Below are 20,438 nucleotides of genomic sequence, written 5' to 3'. Positions count from 1 at the left end.
GACCGTTGGTCTCAGCGACCAGCGGAAAAGCTGAGCTACGCAGATCAAGGAACTCGCTGAGGGCATCGGCTCAGTAAGGCCGTTGGGTCTCGTGATCGCTCAACGCAGCCTCGTAGCAGGCCAACAGAGCGTCGAGGTCCGCCAAGAGAAGGCTGCGGAGTCGCGGGCCTCGGTCAGGTCGCCACGCTCGCATGCCTGCAGCATCTCGGCTACATCGCTGCGGAGGATGGGAAGAGAATCGCCCTCCACCACTGCCAGCCGCCACGACGCGCGCGCCGAGGCATCCTGGGCGTAGAACTCCGGCCCGCTCACGCTTCACCCTTGCGCAGGGCGACCGTCTGCCACCACACCTCGGCACGGCCGAGCCGGTCGGCTCCCTCCTCTACGAGTCGCACGAGCTGCAGCCCCGCTTGCTGAGCGTCCCGCACGACCTCCTCGGCGGGCACGTCGGACATCACCCGGTCCGTGGGCGGGGCTCCGCGTCGAAGCGAGACGACCAGTAGTCCGGACGGAGCGAGCAGCGCGGCCAGCCGCTTCATCGCCTGTCCACGTGCCGTCGGCGGCAGGTGCATCCACACCGCCGACAACAGCGTGAGCTCAAAGGCGCCTTCCAGCCGGGACAGCTCGGGCAACGAATCCTCTGCCCACCGGATGTCCTCGCTCGAGTGCAGGCGTTGTGCGACCTCCCGTAGCTCGCGCACCGGCTCCGCCGCCACCACCTGATAGCCGCGCCGCGCCAGTGCCGCGGCGTCCCGTCCGGTGCCGGCCCCGACGTCCAACACCCTCGCTGGAGCCGGCGGCAGAAGATCCAGGACTCCGCCATGCACTTCCTCGAAGGTGACGCTTCCGTACCGCTGCGCAAGGGACCCGGCGTTTTGCGTGTAGTACTGCTGAACCACCGCAGCAGGTTGGCCTGCCGCCGACGGCTCGCCGGGTTGAGTGGAGTTCTCGCCTGTACGGACCATGGCCCCAAGCTACGGGAGCCCTCTGACAACGTCCGGTGCGCGGAGGAAGGGTACGGGTGGGCATTCTCGTTCGCGAAGCGCCTCAGCCCGTCACGCATCACGGTCGTTCCTCGGACGCGAGCTCCAGCGGACAACGGCAGGCCGTCGCGGTCGCCCGCTCCGTCGCCTGGGCCCGCAGCGTCGTCGGTCTTCGAGATCGTGGACCGGATCCACGTCCACCGGCTGGGCAGGCCCGCGGTTGTGATCAAGCCCTCCGACTACTCCATGGCGGAGGTCGTCGCCATCATGACCGGCGCGCTCGCCGTCGACGAAGCCGGAGATACTGTCTCGTAGCGGATTCCGAGGCGGCGAAGGCCGCCGGAGTCCGGGCCACCTGACGACACGTATCACCTCACAGGTTCCGGCCGAGGCCGCGGCCGGAACCGACGAGCACAGGAGACCGTTCCCTCCATGGCAGCGAACCGCCGCCCCACCCTGGCAGATGTCGCCCGAGAAGTGGGTGTCAGCGCCAAGACCGTCTCCCGCGTGCTCAACGCGGACGGACCCGCCTCAGCCCAGACCAGGGAACAGGTCCTCGCCGCCGTCGCCAAGCTCGGCTTCCAGCCGAACCTCATGGCCCGCAACATCCGCGTCGGCGGACCCGACACCACCATCGGACTGGTCATCCCCGACCTCGGCAACCCCTTCTTCGGAGCCGTGGCCCGGAGCATCGAGGACACCGTCCACGACCGCAGCCTGACCCTGCTCATGGGCTCCTCCGCGGACGATCCCGACCGTGAACGCGCGTTGACCGACAAGTTCCTCGCCCGCCGCGTCAGCATCCTGATGGTCGTGCCGTCCGTCGGCGCCGACCACTCCCATCTCAAGGCCCACCGGACCGCGGGCCTGCCCGTCGTCTTCATCGACCGTCCGGGAGCGGCCCTGGCCACGGACAGCGTCGTCAGCTCCCACCGCACGGGCGCCCACGAAGGTGTCGCCCACCTGATCGCCCACGGCCACCGGCGCATCGGTTTCATCGGTGACCTGCCCACCAAGCTCTACACGCGCCGCGAACGCCTGGCCGGTTACCGCACGGCCCTGCAGGAAGCCGACATCCCCTACGACCGCTCCCTGGTCGCCAACGCCCACGACCGGCAAGGGGCCGAGGCCGCGACCTCCCAGCTCCTCGGTCTGGCCGATCCCCCCACCGCCCTGTTCGCCGGCAACAACATCGTCGCGCTGGGCATGGTCACCGAACTCGCCCGCAGCAGGCGGAAGGACGTCGCCGTCGTCGCCTTCGACGACGTGGAGCTCGGCGAGGCACTCGAACCGGCCCTGACCGTCGTCGCCCAGGACCCCCAAGAGATCGGCAGAACGGCAGCGACCATCGCCCTGGCCCGCCTGGACGGCGACCGCTCCCGCGCCCGCACCATCACCGTCCCCACCCGCCTGATCGTCCGGGGGTCGGGGGAGCGGCCCGCGGCCAAGCTGATCAACGTCGGTGGGTCGTGATGTCACTCCTCCAGGCGAGGTGACGTCGCTCCGCTATGCCAGGCCACCGTTGCTCATCAGCAGCTGGCCGTTGATCCACCCGCCTTCCCGGGAGCACAGGAAGTCCACCAGGTTCGCGGTGTCCCGCGGGGTGCCCAGCCGGCCGAGCGGGGTGTTGCGGACGCAGTGCTCGCGGATGTCCTCGGACATCCAGCCGGTGTCGACCGGGCCGGGGTTGATCGCGTTGGCGGTCACGCCGAGGTGGGCGAGTTCGCGGGCGGCGGCCAGTGTGATGCGGTCCAGGGCTCCCTTGCTCGCTCCGTAGGGCAGGTTGCCGACGGTGTGATCGCTGGTGAGGCTGATGATCCGGCCGGTTCCCCGTTCTGCGGCGAAGCGGCGTCCGAACTCGCGGATGAGCAGCCAGGTGGCACGCGCGTTGACGGCGAAGTGCCGGTCGAAACTCTCGACGGTGGTGTCGAGCAGGCCGGAGTCGACCGACTCGCAGTGGCACATCACCAACGCTGTGACACTCCCCAGCCGTTCTTCGACCTCGTCGAAGACGCGTGCCGGAGTGTCCGGGTCGGCGAGATCCGCCTCGATCGCCGTGGTGGACGCTCCCTGCTCGGTCAGAGTCCGGCTGATCGCCTCGGTCGCGCCGGACTCCCTGCCCCAGGTCATGCGGTCGTCATAGGGGGTCCAGTAGGTGAAGGCGATGTCCCAGCCCGAGGCGGCCAGCCGGTGGGCGATGCCGGCGCCGATACCGACGGTGCGGCCCACGCCGGTGACCAGGGCGAGCGGACGGGCGGCGGGCGGGGGCGGGCCGGGGGTGGTCTGGTCTTGATCGGTGCTCGTCGTCACGGTCCGGGATCGTCCACCGCCGGCGCCGGAGCGTCAATCGCTTTTCCCTGCTGATCACGAGCGCGGCGAGCGCGCCGGCCCGCTCCTGGGGCACGCCCATGTCCGCCAGGGCCCGGGCCACCGGCCCTGTCCAGGTGGCGAACGCGGCGGCCGCGGCCTCCCGCGTGGAGACGGCGGACTCCGCACGTACGCGAGGTGCCACTACGACGACAGGGGTTACCGGCGGTAGCCCAGCAGGATCTTCCGCGGCCAGAGTGCTGCGCCAGGAACTGCGGGCCTCATCGGCACGGGACGTACACCGTTCAGGGGCTGTTGCGCGCCCGCCTCGGCGAGCGGGCCCGGCGCTGCGACGGCGCCACCGTCCTCGGCTCCGCACGGAGCCGCAGCACTGCCCACGCCCGCCCCCATCCCACCCCGTATCCGGCGCGGGAGCCACCTGGAACCACCCTCCTGGGTGACACTTCTCGCCCCGTCCGACGCGCCGCCACAATTCTCGTAAATATGACCGTACGACATGTCTTATTTAGGCATGCACACACATACGCGGCGCACCGTGCTCGGTGCCTCCATCGCGGCCGTCGGTTCGGGAGCGCTGGTCTCCTGTTCCGGTTCCGGCTCGCATTCCGGCGGTGGCCTCCACTCGGTGACCGGTTCGCGTTCCGGGGCCGGCGCACCCTCGGCGACCGGTTCGCGTTCCGGTTACGGCGCCCCGTCGGTGGCCGGTCCGGATTCCGGGGTCGGGCCCCATGCGGTGGACCGGGGCGGCGGCCACCGCGGCGGTGTCTTTGTGCCCAAGGGGCCCGAGGGGTACGTGAACCCGTCCGATCCCGAGGTCGTCGCCGCCGAGAAGGCACGCGGGGCCGGGCCCCTTCGCGCCTTCACGTTGACCGCGATGGAGGCGTCCCTCGATCTGGGCGGACGGACCGTCAGATCGTGGGCGTACGGGGACACGCTGCCCGGCAAGGAGGTGCGGGTCACGGCGGGGGACGTGCTCGGGATCAAGCTCGTCAACCACCTCCCCGAAGCGACGACTCTGCACTCGCACGGCATCCGGCTGCGCTGCGACATGGACGGCGTGCCGGGACTGACCCAGTACTCCATCAGGCCCGGGGCGGACTTCGCCTACCGCTTTTCGGTGGCGCACCCAGGCACGTACTGGCTGCATTCACACTCCGGAATGCAGCTCGACCGGGGTCTGTACGCTCCGCTGATCGTCGAGGATCCCAAGGAGCCGTTGTCCTACGACAAGGAGTGGGTCGTCATCCTGGACGACTGGGTGGACGGCGTGGGCGGCTCCACCCCGGACGGTGTGCTCGCGCAGTTGCGCCACGGCAAGGCCGCGCCGATGGACATGGGTGAGGCCCCGGAGCACGCGCACGCGCCGGGCACCAAGAGGTCCGCCGGCCCCTCCCGCGTCCTCCATGGCTCGCGAAGCCGCATGCTGCACAGCGAGGGCGGGCATGTCGACTATCCGTACTACCTGGTCAACGGGCGACTTGCGCAGGCTCCCACCGTGTTCCGGGCCCGGCCCGGGGACCGGATCCGGCTGCGGATCATCAACGCCGGGGGTGACACCGCCTTCCGGGTGGCCCTGGGCGGCCATGTGATGACGGTGACGCACACGGACGGCTACCCGGTCCAGCACACGAAGACGGACGCGCTGCTGCTGGGCATGGCCGAGCGCTACGACGTCCTGGTCACCGCCAAGAGCGGGGTGTTCCCGCTGGTCGCGCTCGCCGAGGGCAAGAAGGGGAGGGCACTGGCGATCCTGCGTACCGGCGGCGGAAGCCCACCCGGGCCCTCCGTGCATCCGGAGGAGCTCGACGGCCGGGTCGTGCCGGCGAGACGGCTCGTGCCGGACGATTCCGTGGCCCTCTGCGACCGCGCCCCGGACCGCGAGCTGCGCTTCCGGCTCAACGGCGACATGCGGAACTTCAACTGGAGCTTCGACCGCCGGCCCTACTCCGTCGAACAGCGCCACCCGATCCGGGAGGGGGAACGCGTCCGTCTGACCCTCATCAACGCCACCGACATGTGGCACCCCATGCACCTGCACGGCCACACCTTCGCCCTCACCGGCATCGACGCGGTCGGAGCCCGCAAGGACACCGCGCTGGTCCTGCCGCACCGCAAACTCGTCGTCGACTTCAACGCCGACAACCCGGGGTTGTGGATGCTCCACTGCCACAACCAGTACCACTCCGAGTCCGGCATGATGACCATCCTCGGCTACGGGAAGTGACGACAGCACGGGCCACCGGCGAGCGGTCGCGGCCGGGTGCCGACCCCGTTTCGGCGGTGGCCGAACTGTTCGGGGCCTAGCCTCGGCCGCATGGGTCTGCTTCTGGGTTCCGGGTTCGTGCGGTGACGGGCTGGGAGATGGTCGCCGTGGCCATGGCCGGGGTGGCGGCCGGTGGCGTCAACGCCGCTGTCGGGTCGGGGACGTTGATCAGTTTTCCGGTGCTGCTCGCCGTCGGGTTGCCGCCTGTCTCCGCCACCGTCTCCAACGCGCTCGGGCTGGTGCCCGGGTCGGTCGGCGCGGCGATCGGGTACCGGCGGGAGTTGGCCGGGCAGGGGCGGCGGGTGCTGGTGCTGAGCGGTGGGGCGCTGGTCGGGGGGATCGTCGGGGCCGCTCTGCTGCTGGTGCTGCCCCCGGGGGCGTTCGAGGTGATCGTGCCGGGGCTGGTGGGGCTGGCTCTCGTGCTGGTGGCGTTGCAGCCGCTGATCGGGCGGTGGGTGGCACGCCGTGGGGCCGGCGCCGTCGGGCGGGAGCGGGTGCGGCCCGCGCTGTTCGGGGGGCTGATGCTCGCCAGCGTCTACGGCGGCTACTTCTCCGCAGCTCAGGGGATCCTCTACGTGGCGCTGATGGGGCTCTTCCTCGACGAGCCGTTGCAGCGGCTGAACGCCGTCAAGAACGTCCTCGTCGCGGTCGTCAACGGCGTCGCCGCCGTCTTCTTCCTCTTCGTCGCCGACTTCGACTGGACGGCTGTCGCGCTCGTCGCGGCGGGCTCGGCGGTCGGGGGGCGGTTCGGGGCCGGCGTGGGACGGCGGTTCCGGCCGGCGGTGCTGCGGGGGCTGATCGTGGCCGTCGGGGGATTCTCCCTCGGGCATCTGCTGCTGCGGTGAGCGGACGGCCGGACCGTCAGCGTCGGTCGTGCGGTCGTGTCGTGCGGTCGCGACGGTGAGCGGACGGCCGGCCGGTCAGCGCCGGTAGTGCGGTCGTGTCGTGCTGTCGCGGACGCGCAGTTCGGCCGGGACGACCGTCAGGGCCGGCGGGGGGACGGTGGGGGTGTCGACGCGGGTCAGGAGGACGTGGAGGGAGCGGGTGCCGATGTCCGAGAAGTCCGTGCGGACCGTGGTCAGCGGCGGGAGGAAGTGGGCGGCCTCCGGGATGTCGTCGTAGCCGACCACGCTGACCTCGTCGGGGACGCGGCGGCCCGCCTCGTGCAGGGCGCGCAGGACGCCCAGCGCCATCTGGTCGTTCGAGACGAATACGGCGGTGACCTCGGGATTTTTCGCCAGTTCACGGCCCCGCTCGTAGCCGGAGTCGGCGCTCCAGTCGCCGGTGAGAGGGGCGGGGACCTCGGCGCCGGCCGCCTTCAGGGTGTCCCGCCAGCTCTCCGCACGGCGTTCGGCCGACGTCCAGCCGGCCGGGCCCGCCACGTGCCAGACCGTGCTGTGGCCGAGGGCGAGGAGATGCTCGGTGGCCTTGCGGGCGCCGGTACGGGCGTCCGAGGTGACCACGGGGGTGCCGTCGCCGAGGTCGTTGTCGAGGACCACCAGAGGGGTGTCCAGACGGGCCTCGGCCAGCGCCTTCGCCACCCACAGCTGCGGGGCGATCGCGATCACGCCGTCCGCGCCCTCCGCCGCCAGGCGGTCCGCCGCCTGCACGACCGTGTCGCGCTCCGCCGTGTCCAGGGCGATCGAGCTGATCAGGTAACCGGCCTCCTGCGCCGCGGTGTTGATCGCGGTCAGGGTGGAGGCCGGGCCGTAGCGGGCCGCGTCGAACGAGATCACGCCGAGCATCCGGGTACGGCCGCTGGCCAGCGAGCGCGCGCTGCGGCTGGGGCGGTAGCCGAGCGTGCGGATGGCGGCGAGGACCGCCTCGCGGGTCTCCGGCCGAACCGCCGGGTGGTCGTTCAGGACCCGCGAGACCGTCTGCTTCGAGACACCGGCCAGCTTCGCCACGTCGTCCATCACGGGACGCGCGCCCGCGAAGTTGCGACGACTGCGTCCCTTGGTCGCCGGGCCGTCGGCGGCGCTTGGCGTCATGGTGGGTGCTCGCTCTTCCTTGTCCGTGGCGGGTTCGTCCGTGGCGGGTTTGTCCGTGGCGGACCCACAGGATAGGCCGGGCGGAGCGAGCAGTCCGAGGTCAGCCCTGGGCCAGGACCCACCTCCGCCTCGTGATCCACTCGGCCCGCCGGACCTGCGCCACACCCGGCGCCGCCTCCCGCGGCACGTACACCGCCGCCCCCTCAGCCATCGGCAGCACCCGCACCACGAGCCTCTCCCCCGCCGGCAACCGGTCCAGGCCGATCTCCCAGGGCCGGCCCGAGAAGAACTGGTCGGCCACCAGCGTGCCACCGACGTGAGCGCGCGCCACGTCGCCCGTCCAGTGCAGCCGCAGGAGGGTGCCCGGTGGAGCGGCGGGCGGGATGTCGATCTCGTACACGGCCGCCGTCGTGTCGTAGTGGGCGTCGGCGGGCGCGCTCGCCCGGTCCAGTACGCCCGTCGCGGGGGCCGGGGGTGCGCCCGCCGGGCGGAGCAGCGTGAGGGACGGTTCGGTCGAGATCTCCTCCGTGGTCGTGATCTCCTCCGTGGTCGTGATCTCCTCCGTGGTCGTGATCTCCTCCGTGGTCGTGATCTCCTCCGTGGTCGTGATCTCCTCCGTGGTGTCGGGAAGCAGCGTGTAGCGGGTCAGGACGCCGTCCCTCGTCTCCTTCACCGTGGCTCCGGACGCCGTCGGCGGGCGCTGTGGTGCGGGGAGGACGGAGAGGGAGATTGACGGGGCGGTCGTACGGGTGTGGAGGCGTACTTCGTCCGCCTCCCCGTCGAAGACCACGCCCTCGGCGCACAGGACCAGGCGTTGCGCGCCCCACGCCTCGCCCCGGTACGCCGTGCGGGCCGTGGCCGCGTCCAGGACCAGCAGGGCGACCCGGCCGCCGTCGGCGGTGTCCACCTCGACCAGGGCGTCCGTGCCGGGGCGCAGGCCCGTGATCAGGATGCGGTCGTCGTCGGCGGTCGTGTCCGCGTGCTCGGCCCTCACCGAGCTCACCGTCCTTGCGTCCAGGGCCAGTTCGGGGGTGATTCCCTCCGTCGCCGCCAGGACCAGGATCGTCCGGCCGTCGTCCTCCCCGACCATGCACACCGGCTGGGCGGTGGCCCAGTCGAGGCGCAGGCCGGCCACGTCCAGGCGCAGGGGCCAGCAGAAGTAGGCGCCCGCGGGGACGGTGACCGGCGTGCTGGGCAGGGTCAGGGGCGGTGCCTCGGGGAAGTCGATCGTGAAGGTCGTGTCCGGGTGGTCCGGCAGGGGTTCGTGCGGCTGGTGGTCGGTGACGAAGAGGAAGCCGGAGCCGCGGCCGTCGGTGCGGACCGCCCAGCGCAGGGTGTCGCGGTCGTGCTGGCCCCGCGGACCGTGTTCCGGCAGGACCGACACCATCGGGGCGATCCGCTCGCCGAAGTCCGCCAGCAGCAGGTGCTGGAGGCGGAGTTCGTCGTACGACGGGCGGTACTGGCCGTACTCGCCGAGCGGGGCCTGGAAGTCGTACGTCAGGACCGGGAGGTCGTTGGGGTAGTCGGTCGCGTGGGATTCCTGGAGGGTCGTCGACTCGCCGACCGGGTTCGTGCCCCCGTGGAACATGTAGTAGCCCTGCCAGACCGAGCCGCAGCCGATCTTGGTGAGGCCGAGGGCGCCGATGTCGGCGGCGTCGACACGCGGGCGGCGGTGATAAGCGACCGCCATGCCGCCGCCCAGCTCGCAGGTGGCCCAGGGGAAGCGGTCGGCGTGGTCCCGGGGGTCCGTGCCGCGGACGGTCGTGGGCCTGAGGTCCGCGCCGATGCCCTCGTCGTCGCGCTGATGGGTGAAGAAGTAGTGCTTGCGGCAGGTCTCGGGCCAGCCGCCGTCGGCCTCGGTCCAGAAGGCCTCCGGGTAGCCGCCGTACAGCGGGAGGAGTTCGTCGCCGGGGAGTTGGACTCCGCCCCAGGCCGTCGATGTCCACAGGGGGGCGCTGAGGCCGACGTCCTGGGCCATGCGTTTGAGGGTCAGGAGGTGGCCGGGCTGGTCGTAGAGCTCGTTCTCGATCTGGATCGCGATGATCGGGCCGTCGTGGGCGCGGTCCAGGTCGTGGAGCTGGGACGCGATCGCCTCGAACCACGGGCGTACGGCGGCCAGATACGCGGGGTCGTCGGTGCGTGGGGCGCCGGTGCGGGCGAGTACCCAGTCGGGCAGGCCGCCATTGCGGACCTCCGCGTGGGACCAGGGGCCGATGCGGGGGATGAAGTCCAGGCCGTGGCGGGCGCACAGCTCGGCGAAGCGGCGCAGGTCGCGGTCGCCGTCGAAGCGGATGCGGGCCTCGGTCTCCTGATGGTGGATCCAGATGATGTAGGAGGCCACGGCGGTGACCCCGCCCGCCTTCATCTTCAGCAGTTCCTCCTCCCACTCCCCCGCCGGGTGGCGGGAGTAGTGGAACTCGCCCGAGACGGGGAACCAGGGGCGGCCGCCTCGGATGAGCCAGCGGCTGGTCACCTCGATGGGGTCCTTGGCGGTCGGGGCGTCCGCGAACGGGAGGTGGCCGGTCAGCGGGGGCGCGGCGGGACCGGGGACACGCAGGTGGTGCGAGCGGGACATCAGGAGTGCTCCGGGCTGCCGAGGTCGGGGGTGTCGGTGAGGTGGGCTCGGGTGGCGGTGGTGCCGTGGAGTTCGAGGAGGACGAGGTCGTTGGTGCCGGGGTGGAGGACCGGGGCCGGGACGTAGAGGGTGCGCTGGGGGCCTCGGTTCCAGTAACGGCCCAGATGGAAGCCGTTGATCCAGGCCTGGCCCTTGGTCCAGCCGGGCAGGGAGAGGAAGGTGTCCGCCGGGGTGGTGACCTCGAAGGTGCCGTGGTGGAAGGCGGGTTCGGCGGAGGTGGGCGTGCCGGCCGGGGTGAAGGCGGGCGTGCCGGCCGGGGTGAAAGCGGTCGTGCCGGCGGCGGTCGTGCCGGCCGGGGTGAAGGCGGTCGTGTCCGGTGCCTCGTCCAGGGGCAGGGGGTGGCAGTCCCAGCCGTGCAGGGGGGTGCCGTCGAAGGTGACCGGGCCGAGCAGGCCCTTCGGTACGCCGATGCGGGGGCCGTAGTTGACCCGGCCCATGTTCTCGACGAGGACGTCCAGGACGGCGCCGGGGCGCGGGACGTGGACGGGCAGGGTCTCGTCGTAGCGCTCGCGTTCCAGGACGCCGGAGGGGGCGCCGTCCACGAAGACCTGCGCCCGGTCGCCGACTCCGCCCGTGAAGTGCAGCAGGCCGGCTCCCGGGGTGGGGAGAGTGGTCCGGTAGTGGACGTAGCCGGCGCGCTGTCCCAGCTCGTCGGCGGTGAGGGGGTCGGTGGAACGGACTGGTGTGCCGAGGTGGGAGAGGAGGGGGGTGCTGCGGGTCAACTCCACGGTGGTTTCCGGGAGTTTGGGGGCGGGAGCTGGCGCCGGGTCGGACGGTACGGGAGCGTGGCGGGCGATCACCTCGCGGAAGGCGTGGTACTTCGGGCCCGGATCGCCGCTCTCGGTGAGCGGGGCGTCGTAGTCGTAGGAGGTGATGGTGGGCACGTAGGCGTGGTGGTGGTTGGCGCCGTTGGTGTAACCGAAGTTGGTGCCGCCGTGGAACATGTAGATGTTGACGGAGGCGCCCGCGGAGAGAAGTCGGTCCAGGTCGGCGGCGGCGTCTGCGGCGTCCCGGCCGTGGTGGGGGCCGCCCCAGTGGTCGAACCAGCCGATCCAGAACTCCGAGCACATCAACGGGCCGTCGGGCTGGGCCTCGCGGAGGCGGGCGAGGTTGTGTTCCACGCGGCTGCCGAAGGTGGCGGTGGCGAGGACGCCGGGGAGTGTGCCGTGGGTGAGGTGGTCGCCGCCCGCCTGGTCGCAGGTGAAGAGGAGTTCCTCGATGCCGCGGGAGCGGAGGGAGGACTCCAGGTGCTTGAGGTAGGCGATGTCGTCGCCGTAGGCGCCGTATTCGTTCTCCAGTTGTACGGCGATGACGGGGCCGCCCGCCGCCGCCATGTACGGCAGGAGTGGGGGGAGGAGGAGGTCGAGGTAGCGGTCCACGGCGTCCGTGAAGCGCGGGTCGCTCGTGCGCAGGCGTATGTCGGCGTTGGCGGGGTCCGCGGTGAGCCAGAAGGGCAGGCCGCCCCCGTCCCACTCGCCACAGATGAAGGGGCCGGGGCGGAGGAGGACGTGCAGGCCCTCGTCGGCGGCCAGGCGCAGGAAGCGGGGCAGGTCGAGGAGGCCGTCGAGGTCCAGGGTGCCGGGTTCGGGCTCGTGGAGGTTCCAGGGGACGTACGTCTCCACGGTGTTCAGGCCCATCAGGCGGGCCTTGCGGAGGCGGTCGGTCCACTGGTCGGGGTGGACGCGGAAGTAGTGGAGGGCGCCGGAGAGGATGCGGAACGGTTCGCCGTGCAGGAGGAAGCCGTTGCTCGTGGTGGTGAGGGCGGGCATGGGGGTCCCTTCTTCGAGGTGGGTGGCGTCGGGGTTTCGCGTGCGGCTGCGGGTGCGCTTCGCGTGCGCCCGGTGCCGGGGGGTGGGTCGGGGTCGTGGCGGTGCGGGTTGCGCCTGCGGGTGGTGGGTGGGTCGGGGTCGTGGCGGTGCGGGTTGCGCCTGCGGGTGGTGGGTGGGTCGGGGTCGTGGCGGTGCGGCGAGCCCGTCACGTGTTGGGCGTACGGCTGCCTGCTGCCACACTCCGAGTTGGCTGTGCAGCGCTACGCGACGGGCTCCTGCCGCACCGCCACGACCCACTCCCGCCGTCAGGCGGGTGCGGGTCCGTCGGGGTTCTCCGGGCGCCTACGGGCGTGTCGTGCGGATCAGCCACAGGGTGGCTGCCAGGCAGGCTGCTGAGGTGGCGGCCAGGAGGAGGGGTACGGCTCTGATGCCGGACCACTCGATGACCTTGCCGAGGGCCGGGCCTGCGGCCACGCCGCCCACCATGGAGGCGGCTATGACCACCGCGCCGGCGCGTCTGGCGTGGGGGGTTGTCCGGTGGAGCCAGGGCAGGCCGGTGGGGAAGATCGGGGCGATGAAGAGGCCTACGCCGGCGTAGGCGTACGGGGCCAGGTCCGGTACGGCGGCCAGGAGGAGGCAGGCGGTCATCCCGGTGCAGGAGACGGTGATGATGGCCGGGGCCGAGAAGCGGAGGGCGAGGGGGGCCACCAGGAAGCGGCCCACCGTCATCATCAGCCAGTAGACGGAGGTGGCGGTGGCTGCTGCGCCGGCTCCGTAGCCGACGGTCTCCAGGTGGGTGGGTTCCCAGCCGCCCACGCCCGCCTCGATGCCCACGTGCAGGACGTAGAGGGTGATGAAGACCGCGAGGACCGAGGTGAGGCTGCGGGCCAGCGGGTCCGGGCCGGCGGTGGTTTGGGGGTCGTTGGGGTGGGGGGTGCGGTCTCTTACGCCCTTCAGGCAGAGGAGGAGGGGCAGGTTGACCAGGGCGAAGGCCAGGAAGAGGGCCGGGTAGTGGTCGGCGCCCACCGCGCCGATGAGGGCGGGGCCGAGGATCGCGCCTATGCCGAAGTGGGCGTTGAGGATGTTCAGCAGGGCGGCGGAGCGGTGGCCGAAGCCCACGGCGAAGAGTTGGTTGAGGCCGTAGTCGATGCCGCCGAAGCCGAGGCCGGCGAGGAGGGCTGCGGTCAGGGCCGTCGGCCAGGTGGGCGCCATCGCGAATCCCGCGGCGCCGAGCGCCATCAGGAGGTACGAGGCGCCGAGGATGCGGCGGTTGCCGGCGCGGCCGTACAGCCGGTCGAAGAGGAGGACACCGGCCACGCCGCCGATGAAGTGGGCGCTCAGGGCGAGTCCGGCGGCCGAGGGTGAGAGGTCGAACTCCTTGCGCAGGGCCGGGATCGCCGGGCCGTAGAGGGCCTGGAGGGCGCCGATGAGGACGAAGCCGACGCAGGAGGCGGCTACGGCGGTGGGGGTGAAGGCGGGGGTGGTCGGTGTGGCGGGGGTGGCCGGGGTGGTGGGGGCGCGACGCGCTGTCGAGTGGTCGGTCACGCGGACTCCAGGGGACGGCCCACGGCGTGTGGGCGGGCCAGTGACTAGCTCCGACCCGGTTGATGTTACCGGTAACATTCATGCCGTCAAGATCTCCCGCAAGGGAGGGGGGCGCTGTCACCACCGCCGCGATTCCAGCACGCCAGGCAATGGCCTAGAGTCCCTGCATGCATCTGGACGAGGGGCGACGGGCCGCCGAGGCCGGGGACTGGGTGGCCGCGGGGCACGCCTTCGTCCGGGCCGCCATGGAGGGCAGTGCGGAGGGCGCCGAACTGGCGACTCGAGTGACCGTCGAGCTCGCACCGTTGGCGGACGGCGGGTCGGCGGAGGCCGCCGCGCTGCTCGCCGGGATCTACCTGGAGTACTTCGACGAGTCGGCCCTGCCTCTGGCCGTGTCTTACGCCCGCGCGGCGGCCGAGGCCGGGCTTGCCGCCGGACAGCGCACCTACGGGCACATGCTGGTGAGGGGGCTCGGCGTCGCCGAGGACCGCGAGCGAGCCGCCGAGCTGTTCCGGGCGGCCGCCGAAGGCGGAGACGCCTACGGCAGCTTCAACCTCGCCCAGCTGGTCGATGACCCCGACGAGTCCCTGCGGCTGTTCGAGGTTGCCGCGCGGGAGGGGATCGTCGTTGCGGGTGCCGTGCTCGCCGACCGGCTCTCGGCGCTGGACCGGGACGAGGAGGCGCTGCACTGGTACGTCTGGGCGGCCGAGCGCGGACATACAGGGGCGATCAATGCCGCAGCCTGCTGGTACCGCGACGGCTTCGGCACCATCCCCGACCCGGTGCAGGCGGTTCGCTGGTTCTTCGTCCTGCTCGCGCACGGCGACGGGGACGGCATCCACGAGGCGATCCAGCTGGTGAAGGCCGGTGCCCTGAACGAGGAGCAGCTCCGCGAGGCCGGGCGGCTCGCCGGTGATCCCGGCGCGGCAGAGGCCCTGATCGACACCGTCCTGGGCGGCGGTCGGACCCAAGAATCCGACCAGCCCTGATGCTTTGGGCAGTCCCTGCTTCTACGACGACGGCCTCAAGGCCCGCCTCGTGTATGCCGGTTGCCTGGGTCCGCACCCGACCGACACGAAGACCTGACCTGAGCGGTCAGCTCCGGGCCGCGTACCTCACGAACGCGGCCCACTCGGGCGCAGAGAAGGCGAGTTGTGCGCGGGCGGGGGCCTTGGAGTCGCGGATGTGGAGGTGCTGGGCGTGGTGGCGGCTTCCAGGCACGCGCCGCCCTCGTTGCCGCTGTAGCTGCTCCTGAACCAGGCGGCTTCGAGGCATTCACCGCCCTCGGCGCCGCTGTAGCTGCTGTACGCCCCTCTCCAGCGCGGAGATCAGATCCGGGCCGTAGCCGAGCCGGTCCCCCACGTCCCGCTGCATGAGTGCGGCCCGCTCCCTGAGCAGTCTCAGCTGTTTACCGACCGCCCGGTTCAGGTCGTTCAACTGATCGACCTCGTCGTACGCCTCCTCGGCCTCGGCACCTTCCACCTGCTCGGGCACCGTCATTCCGCGACCCCGCACTCTCCGTCCGAAGGATCCCCACGCCGGATACAGAGTAGAACCGCCCGAACACGCTGCGTGATGAGAAGTGGGAAATCTCCACCCGGGGGTGGACCGCCGTGCGCTCTCGGAACCAGGGTGATGTCGGCTCGGGCACGGCTTGGTTGCGACAAGGGCTTTCCGGAGTAAGGCAGTTGGGGGTGCGGAAGCATGCCGGTCATGGGACGGGACCGGTATGTCGACTTCTTACGGGCGTGGGCGATCCTGCTCGTCGTGCTGGGGCACTGGCTGATCACGGGGCTGGTGCGGGATCCGGACGGGGAGATCAGCGCGCCTGAGCTGTTGGCGACCGTGCCTTGGACGCAGTGGCTGACGATGGGGTTCCAGGTCATGCCGCTGTTCTTCCTCGCCGGGGGATATGCGGCGGGCGGGTCCTGGACGCGGGCGCGGGCCGCGGGCGGGACGGCCGCCGGGTGGGTGGGGCAGCGGGCGGTACGGCTGCTGCTGCCGGCCGGTGTCTACAGCGGGCTTGTCCTCGTGGCCGTCGGGGTGTGCTCGGTGGTCGGCGTGGATCCGTTCACGCTGGCGCTGGTGGGGTGGGCCATGGCCATGCAGTTCTGGTTCCTGCCCGTCTACCTGCTGCTCAGCGCACTGACGCCGGGGATGCACGCGCTGCATCGGCGGTGGGGAGCGCGTGTTCCGGCAGGGATGGGCGCCGTCGCTCTCCTCATCGGCGTCCTGGACGTGGCGATGGACGTGCCGTACGTCGGCGCGCTCAACTACGTGCTCGTGTGGGGCGTGGTCTATCAGCTCGGCTTCTGCTGGCGGGACGGACTGCTGGGCGGGAGTCGGCCGGTGCCGGTCGGTCTGGCCCTGGGGGGTGGGGTGGGCTTCGCCGCGCTCGTTGGGCTCGGCCCCTTCCCGGTCAGCCTGATCCTGGTGACCGGTCAGGATCCCAGCAACACCAACCCGCCGTCGGCCGCCATGCTGGCGTGGGGGGTGGCCCAGGTCGGGCTGTGTCTGCTCGTCGCACCCGCAGCGCGGAGGGTGCTGGAGCAGGAGCGGGTGTGGCATGCGGTGCGGGTGACAGGGGCCGCCAGCATGACCCTGTACCTGTGGCACATGCTGCCGGTGCTGGTGATCGCCGCCGCCTTCTATCTGACCGGCCTTGCCCCACAGCCCGCGTTCGGGTCGGCGGCCTGGTGGGGGTGGCGGGTGCCGTGGCTGCTGGTGCTCGGGGTCGTCCTGGTGGGGGTCGTACGGGTGCTGTGGCCGCTTGAGCGGAGGTTGGCCGCACTGGACCTCGGGGCCCGGCCGGACGCCTCAGGCCTGGGGCCGACCTGGCCGCTGTGGGCCGGACTCGGCCTGAGTGTCTGGGCGTTGACGTACTTCGCCGGGCACGGGTTCGCGCACGGGGGGCGGTTCCCGGTGTGGCCGGCGGTGGCGCTGGGGGTGGGCACGGTGCTCGTGGCCTGCCGGTGGGGGACGGCTGGGCGAGCGGCCGGGAAGGGCCGGACGGGCCTTCGGGGCGAGGGGGCCTTGGAGGAGGCTGCTTCCTGATGCCGCGTGTCAGGCATCAGGCCGGGTGTGTGGCCGGGGCGGGTCCGGGGCAACGCTGCGCTGGTCGCGCAGGAGGCGGTATGGCCTTTTCCCTCAGCGCGTTTGCGGTCAGAAGCGGCGGGAGTCGTTAGAGGTGCGGACGTCAACCAGCGTGGAGGTGGAGAAGACGCACTGAAGTCCCCGGCGGTAACGCCGGGCCCGTGCAGATCCGCGCGTGCGTCTGCGGCTCGGGGTGCGGCTGCGGCCGTGCGCCGACCACCAGATTGCGCTGAAGGGCTCCCCCGGCCCCTGCGCCCCGCCAGTCACCGACGACAAACGTCACCGGTGCTATTCGGCGGTCCAGAACTCTCAGCTTGGGAAGCTGCGGTCATTCGGAGCCCGTTTGGGCACTGAGCTGGGTGGATGTCCAGGACGAGGCTTCATCAACCGTGGCCGCTTTTACCGTGGTTCCCCGTTGTTCCCCGCTCGATCTGGTGGGCTTGTGGTGCAGCGGTCGTGTCCTCGCCTGGCGCGGTCGAACCGTCGGTTTCGCCGTAGAGGTCTGCGCGGAGGCGTTCCTTGGCCGCTTCGAGCCGCGGACCGTAGTCGGGCATGAAGATCTCGCTCAGCGTCGTGTCCAGCGTTCCTGAGATCGAGTAGATCGGCGACCATACCGCTCGGTCGTGCACGATCCCTTCAAGATCGTCGGACTGGAACATGACCCGGTAGAGCCAGTCCGACAGCACGAACGCTTGATCGCGCGTGAGTCTGATGATGATCGCATCCTCATCCACGCACCCAACCTAGCCTTCGACTGGTTGTGCTCAGGGCCGGGCGGGCGGCAGTGGCCCGCACGCTTCCAACGGTGGTGGTGGGGCGGTGGGGCGGTGGGCTGTGTGCGAGGGCGTTCACCTGCGTTCATGGGCGGTTGGACCGCGAGACGAACCCGGCGTGCGGTCCTCGCTGAACGGCCGTGAACGGGGCTGAATGAGACGGAAACTGAGACGGCCACGCGTACCCCTACGGACACGACAGGTCGTTTGGCAGATCGCAGACGTCGTCGCGCATGTGTAGCCTGCGGAGGTCTTGGACCAGTGCGACGGGGTAGGGATGCATTGCCCACTTGGCGAGATAGCCGGCCTCGTCGTGCTCCTTGAGCACAGTGTGGGCCGCAGCCAAAACAGCATGAGCGAACGTGGGACGCGGATGGGTCGACTGCCACATCACCGTGCCGCCGGAGTCCGGAAGGTCGGGGCTTACGGCGAGGTCGGGGAACTTGTAGATGGTCACGTTGATCGCGTCATCGGTTGTGCGGAGCACCCAGCGAAGCTCTTGGGGCTCGGCGCCGAAGAAGAACCGGGCTGAACGCTGCTGCCCATACAGCTCGCCTGTGCCTGCTACGAGGTCCGCCAACGCGTCAGTGCAGTAACTGGCGATCACCGATGCTGTCTGAGAGCCATCAGCTAGGACCTGTCCGGGCGATCATGTGACAGTTCGGCGAGAGCGATCCTGATTGGGCCCCCCAGGAAATGGATCTTCGTCCGCTGTCGGCTGTGGCAAGGTGCTCGCATGTCCAACCCCATCGCGTACCCGATCTTCCGTACAACCGACCCGGTACTGGCGCTGCACGTGGCGCGTCAGCTTGTGGCAGTGGGCGACCGGCAGTACGCGGAGGTGTCAGTGAACGTCGAGCTGTGCACCGTCCCGGAAGTGTTGCGGATACGCGAGGCGCTGCCGGATGCCTGGTTCCGGAAAGAGGATGTCGAGGACTGGGCTCGAGATCCTTCCGACCCTACGGGTTTGCACGGCGGAGTCCACGCGCCCGAGCTTTCCGCCGATCGGGACTTCCTCTCCTCGCACCTGCCGCTCTGGGCGTCGATGGAATACCGGCCCGTGGGCAGCGTCGAGGAGGACTTCGCTTCCTTGGTGGGCCCGAACATCGGCGAGATCTGGTGGTCCAGCTTGATCTGGCCCGACGTACCGGACCGTGACATCCACGGCGAAGCCAACAATGCCCGGGTCTCTTTGCTGTTCAACTGCCGAACCCAAGGCCTCGACCAGCGCTCCGACGACCACACTGTGCTCGTCCATGTACGCCGTAGGAATCGCGACGGGTCCGAGGAACGGCACGCTGCCTGGCTGGCAGAGCAGATCGGTCAGTTGGTCATCGGCCCGCCTCAGGAGTGATCCCTTGATCGGCTGAGCCACTCCAGGTCGATACGTGACTGCTCCGGCCACGCATCGTTTCAGGTGGACATGGGGCGGGGTGAACTGAGTGATGCAGAGTGGGAACGTCTGCGGCCGTTCCTGCCAGTCAGTAACGGGCGTTGCGGCCGGTGGCGTGATCACCGGCAGGTGGTCAACGGGATTCTTCACCGGGTGCGGACCGGGGTGCAGTGGCGTGACCTGCCCGAACGGTTCGGGCCGTGGAAGACGGTCTATGAACGCCACCGGCTGTGGTCGGCTGACGGAACATGGGGACGGCTGCTTCAGCAGGTCCAGGCCGAGGCCGACGCGGCAGGTGAGATCGACTGGAATGTCTCGGTGGACTCCACCATCGTGCGGGCGCATCAGCACGCGGCCGGCGCCCGCACCGACCCGCCGTCGGCACCCGCCTCAAAGGGGGGCGAAGTCCCAGAACACCAGGACGAAACCGCGTGGCAGAGCCTGCACGCCCGCCTGGTGGAGGTGGTGCGGGAAGTGAGGGCCTGGGTCGCTCGCGCGGCGGGTTCACCACCAAGCTTCACCTGAGCGCGGACGGCCGCTGCCGCCCGCTCTCCTTGATCGTCACCCCAGGCCAGCGGGCGGACTGCACCCAGTTCAAGCCAGTGCTGGAGAAGATCCGCGTCCCGAAGTCCGGCCCGGGCAGACCACGCAAGACGCCGGACAGCGTCGTGGCCGACAAGGCCTACAGCAACGGCCCCTGCCGCGAGTACCTGCGGTGCCGGGGCATCCGGCACACGATCCCGGAGAAGACCGACAGCCAGGCCGCCCGGCTCCGCAAAGGCTCCCGCGGCGGACGACCACCCGGCTTCGACGAGGACCGGTACAAGAAACGCAATAACGTCGAAAGGGCTATCAACCGGCTCAAGCAGCACCGAGCCGTCGCCACCCGCTACGACAAACGCCGTTACGTCTACCTCGGTACCGCGACCGCCGCAGCCCTCACCATCTGGCTCCGAACGTGACCTCTCGGGCCAGTCGTGGGCGGCGAACTCCGCGTACGGAAGGAACCCGACGGCTCCGGGGCCCAACCCGATTGCCCTCGCTACCCGGCACGGTGTGACATGTGGGCATGAGCAGAATGGCGCAGGTCATCGTGTTGGCACGATACGAGGACGAGGTGATGGAGCCGCTGACGCGGCCGGACGAGGCCCGCACCTGGCACGGCTGCTTCATCCAGATCCCCTGGTTTGTAGGGGGCTGGTACATCGAGTTCGAGCGATGGGACCGGCGCCGCGGCGTCCTCAAGGACCTGGAGTCCCTGCCGTGGAACGAGCCCGCCTGCGTGCAGGTCATGCTGCACGACGAGGACGACGACCTGTTCGGTCTGTGGATGTTCCGCGGCGGAGTCCTCGTCGAGGTGGGCATCCCCGGCACCCAGCGGGTGCACATCGCTGCCCCGACAAGGGAAGTGGACCCCGGCTTCCTGGTCCGGACCGGCCTGGGCAGGGGAGAGGACCGGCACTCGCCAGAGCACGTACAAGACCCGCAGTCGTGCTGGTGACCCGCCGCAAATCGGGGCCGGACAGGTACTGAAGTCGCCGTTGCCAGTCCTGCCCGAGGCCGCCCCGGTTTCATCTGGCTCCGAACATGATCGGCCGGACAGGTCCTAGTAGGGCTTGGTCAGGTTCGCATTGGGGTGGGTATGTCGCGGTGGCAGGTGGGGCA

General features: G+C 70.7%; 18 protein-coding genes and 2 pseudogenes. 9 read left to right on the top strand and 11 right to left on the bottom strand.

What is annotated here, in order from left to right; all coding sequences use genetic code 11:
* Positions 1-308 precede the first annotated feature (308 nt).
* On the bottom strand, positions 309-965 hold the full coding sequence (locus IE263_RS37835; protein WP_189942614.1) for a class I SAM-dependent methyltransferase: 657 nt from the start codon (positions 963-965) through the stop codon (positions 309-311).
* 104 nt (positions 966-1,069) lie between these two features.
* On the opposite strand from IE263_RS37835, the pseudogene IE263_RS37830 reads away from it, so the two are divergent.
* Both IE263_RS37830 and IE263_RS37825 read left to right on the top strand, forming a co-directional pair.
* Positions 1,070-1,342: pseudogene (locus tag IE263_RS37830) on the top strand (sugar ABC transporter ATP-binding protein); the annotation flags it as partial.
* A 73-nt stretch (positions 1,343-1,415) separates the two neighbouring features.
* Positions 1,416-2,456 (top strand): LacI family DNA-binding transcriptional regulator, encoded by a 1,041-nt coding sequence (locus IE263_RS37825; protein WP_189942613.1) that lies wholly within the window; start codon positions 1,416-1,418, stop codon positions 2,454-2,456.
* A gap of 33 nt (positions 2,457-2,489) precedes the next feature.
* On the opposite strand, the gene IE263_RS37820 is transcribed toward IE263_RS37825, so the two are convergent.
* Together IE263_RS37820 and IE263_RS50185 are read right to left on the bottom strand one after the other, a co-directional pair.
* A complete protein-coding gene (locus IE263_RS37820; RefSeq protein WP_373312227.1) occupies positions 2,490-3,224 on the bottom strand; it encodes an SDR family oxidoreductase in 735 nt (244 codons plus the stop codon).
* A complete protein-coding gene (locus tag IE263_RS50185; RefSeq protein ID WP_373312219.1) occupies positions 3,121-3,495 on the bottom strand; it encodes an LmrA/YxaF family transcription factor in 375 nt (124 codons plus the stop codon). Before IE263_RS50185 ends, IE263_RS37820 begins: the two co-directional genes overlap by 104 nt.
* 327 nt (positions 3,496-3,822) lie before the next feature.
* Between IE263_RS50185 and IE263_RS37815 the strand changes: the two genes are divergently transcribed.
* Both IE263_RS37815 and IE263_RS37810 read left to right on the top strand, forming a co-directional pair.
* The gene (locus tag IE263_RS37815) at positions 3,823-5,535 is read left to right on the top strand and encodes a multicopper oxidase family protein (protein WP_189942611.1); all 1,713 of its coding nucleotides are present in this window, start codon (positions 3,823-3,825) and stop codon (positions 5,533-5,535) included.
* Between the two features lie 122 nt (positions 5,536-5,657).
* A complete protein-coding gene (locus IE263_RS37810; protein ID WP_189942610.1) occupies positions 5,658-6,419 on the top strand; it encodes a sulfite exporter TauE/SafE family protein in 762 nt (253 codons plus the stop codon).
* Between the two features lie 75 nt (positions 6,420-6,494).
* Here IE263_RS37810 and IE263_RS37805 read toward each other — a convergent pair whose 3' ends face one another.
* The 4 genes from IE263_RS37805 to IE263_RS37790 all read right to left on the bottom strand — a co-directional run bounded on the left by IE263_RS37805 (position 6,495) and on the right by IE263_RS37790 (position 13,514).
* Positions 6,495-7,565 (bottom strand): LacI family DNA-binding transcriptional regulator, encoded by a 1,071-nt coding sequence (locus IE263_RS37805; protein WP_189942609.1) that lies wholly within the window; start codon positions 7,563-7,565, stop codon positions 6,495-6,497.
* A 100-nt stretch (positions 7,566-7,665) separates the two neighbouring features.
* Positions 7,666-10,140, bottom strand: a complete 2,475-nt coding sequence (locus IE263_RS37800) for a beta-galactosidase (RefSeq protein WP_189942608.1) — start codon at positions 10,138-10,140, stop codon at positions 7,666-7,668.
* Positions 10,140-11,969 carry a glycoside hydrolase family 35 protein gene (locus tag IE263_RS37795; RefSeq protein WP_189942607.1) on the bottom strand — a complete coding sequence of 610 codons (1,830 nt, stop codon included), beginning with the start codon at positions 11,967-11,969 and terminating at the stop codon, positions 10,140-10,142. Before IE263_RS37795 ends, IE263_RS37800 begins: the two co-directional genes overlap by 1 nt.
* A gap of 342 nt (positions 11,970-12,311) precedes the next feature.
* On the bottom strand, positions 12,312-13,514 hold the full coding sequence (locus IE263_RS37790; protein ID WP_268256100.1) for an MFS transporter: 1,203 nt from the start codon (positions 13,512-13,514) through the stop codon (positions 12,312-12,314).
* Positions 13,515-13,681: 167 nt separating this feature from the next.
* On the opposite strand from IE263_RS37790, the gene IE263_RS37785 reads away from it, so the two are divergent.
* Positions 13,682-14,503 (top strand): tetratricopeptide repeat protein, encoded by an 822-nt coding sequence (locus IE263_RS37785; protein ID WP_189942605.1) that lies wholly within the window; start codon positions 13,682-13,684, stop codon positions 14,501-14,503.
* 106 nt (positions 14,504-14,609) lie between these two features.
* Here IE263_RS37785 and IE263_RS49045 read toward each other — a convergent pair.
* Both IE263_RS49045 and IE263_RS50180 read right to left on the bottom strand, forming a co-directional pair.
* Positions 14,610-14,767 (bottom strand): annotated as a pseudogene (locus tag IE263_RS49045) (DUF397 domain-containing protein); the annotation flags it as partial.
* 22 nt (positions 14,768-14,789) lie between these two features.
* Positions 14,790-15,014 (bottom strand): helix-turn-helix domain-containing protein, encoded by a 225-nt coding sequence (locus tag IE263_RS50180; protein ID WP_189942604.1) that lies wholly within the window; start codon positions 15,012-15,014, stop codon positions 14,790-14,792.
* A 213-nt stretch (positions 15,015-15,227) separates the two neighbouring features.
* Here IE263_RS50180 and IE263_RS37770 point away from each other — a divergent pair, with 213 nt between their 5' ends.
* Positions 15,228-16,568 carry an acyltransferase family protein gene (locus IE263_RS37770; RefSeq protein ID WP_189942603.1) on the top strand — a complete coding sequence of 447 codons (1,341 nt, stop codon included), beginning with the start codon at positions 15,228-15,230 and terminating at the stop codon, positions 16,566-16,568.
* Between the two features lie 422 nt (positions 16,569-16,990).
* Here the strand turns inward: IE263_RS37770 and IE263_RS37765 are convergent, their stop codons facing one another.
* Together IE263_RS37765 and IE263_RS37760 are read right to left on the bottom strand one after the other, a co-directional pair.
* Positions 16,991-17,341 carry a hypothetical protein gene (locus tag IE263_RS37765; RefSeq protein ID WP_189942602.1) on the bottom strand — a complete coding sequence of 117 codons (351 nt, stop codon included), beginning with the start codon at positions 17,339-17,341 and terminating at the stop codon, positions 16,991-16,993.
* 226 nt (positions 17,342-17,567) lie between these two features.
* Complete coding sequence (locus IE263_RS37760; RefSeq protein ID WP_229911387.1) at positions 17,568-17,960, bottom strand: hypothetical protein; 393 nt, start codon at positions 17,958-17,960, stop codon at positions 17,568-17,570.
* Between the two features lie 156 nt (positions 17,961-18,116).
* Between IE263_RS37760 and IE263_RS37755 the strand changes: the two genes are divergently transcribed.
* The 3 genes from IE263_RS37755 (at position 18,117) to IE263_RS37745 (ending at position 20,274) form a co-directional block, all read left to right on the top strand.
* On the top strand, positions 18,117-18,734 hold the full coding sequence (locus IE263_RS37755) for a hypothetical protein (RefSeq protein ID WP_189942600.1): 618 nt from the start codon (positions 18,117-18,119) through the stop codon (positions 18,732-18,734).
* Between the two features lie 69 nt (positions 18,735-18,803).
* A protein-coding gene (locus tag IE263_RS37750; protein WP_444545106.1) for an IS5 family transposase occupies positions 18,804-19,735 on the top strand; the annotation gives its coding sequence in 2 pieces (ribosomal slippage) (positions 18,804-19,181 and positions 19,184-19,735; 930 coding nt in all).
* Between the two features lie 107 nt (positions 19,736-19,842).
* Positions 19,843-20,274, top strand: a complete 432-nt coding sequence (locus IE263_RS37745) for a hypothetical protein (protein WP_229911386.1) — start codon at positions 19,843-19,845, stop codon at positions 20,272-20,274.
* Positions 20,275-20,438: the final 164 nt, after the last annotated feature.

Source organism: Streptomyces aurantiogriseus (assembly GCF_014649375.1).
Taxonomy (GTDB): domain Bacteria; phylum Actinomycetota; class Actinomycetes; order Streptomycetales; family Streptomycetaceae; genus Streptomyces; species Streptomyces aurantiogriseus.
This window is presented reverse-complemented; position numbering and strand designations above follow the sequence as displayed.

Bases quoted from the DNA above. Each gene is read 5' to 3' on its own strand.
- IE263_RS37835 (WP_189942614.1), bottom strand. From the start codon at position 965: ATGGTCCGTACAGGCGAGAACTCCACTCAACCCGGCGAGCCGTCGGCG.
- IE263_RS37825 (WP_189942613.1), top strand. From the start codon at position 1,416: ATGGCAGCGAACCGCCGCCCCACCCTGGCAGATGTCGCCCGAGAAGTG.
- IE263_RS37815 (WP_189942611.1), top strand. From the start codon at position 3,823: ATGCACACACATACGCGGCGCACCGTGCTCGGTGCCTCCATCGCGGCC.
- IE263_RS37805 (WP_189942609.1), bottom strand. From the start codon at position 7,565: ATGACGCCAAGCGCCGCCGACGGCCCGGCGACCAAGGGACGCAGTCGT.
- IE263_RS37800 (WP_189942608.1), bottom strand. From the start codon at position 10,140: ATGTCCCGCTCGCACCACCTGCGTGTCCCCGGTCCCGCCGCGCCCCCG.
- IE263_RS37795 (WP_189942607.1), bottom strand. From the start codon at position 11,969: ATGCCCGCCCTCACCACCACGAGCAACGGCTTCCTCCTGCACGGCGAA.
- IE263_RS37785 (WP_189942605.1), top strand. From the start codon at position 13,682: ATGCATCTGGACGAGGGGCGACGGGCCGCCGAGGCCGGGGACTGGGTG.
- IE263_RS50180 (WP_189942604.1), bottom strand. From the start codon at position 15,014: ATGACGGTGCCCGAGCAGGTGGAAGGTGCCGAGGCCGAGGAGGCGTAC.
- IE263_RS37770 (WP_189942603.1), top strand. From the start codon at position 15,228: ATGGGACGGGACCGGTATGTCGACTTCTTACGGGCGTGGGCGATCCTG.
- IE263_RS37755 (WP_189942600.1), top strand. From the start codon at position 18,117: ATGTCCAACCCCATCGCGTACCCGATCTTCCGTACAACCGACCCGGTA.
- IE263_RS37745 (WP_229911386.1), top strand. From the start codon at position 19,843: ATGAGCAGAATGGCGCAGGTCATCGTGTTGGCACGATACGAGGACGAG.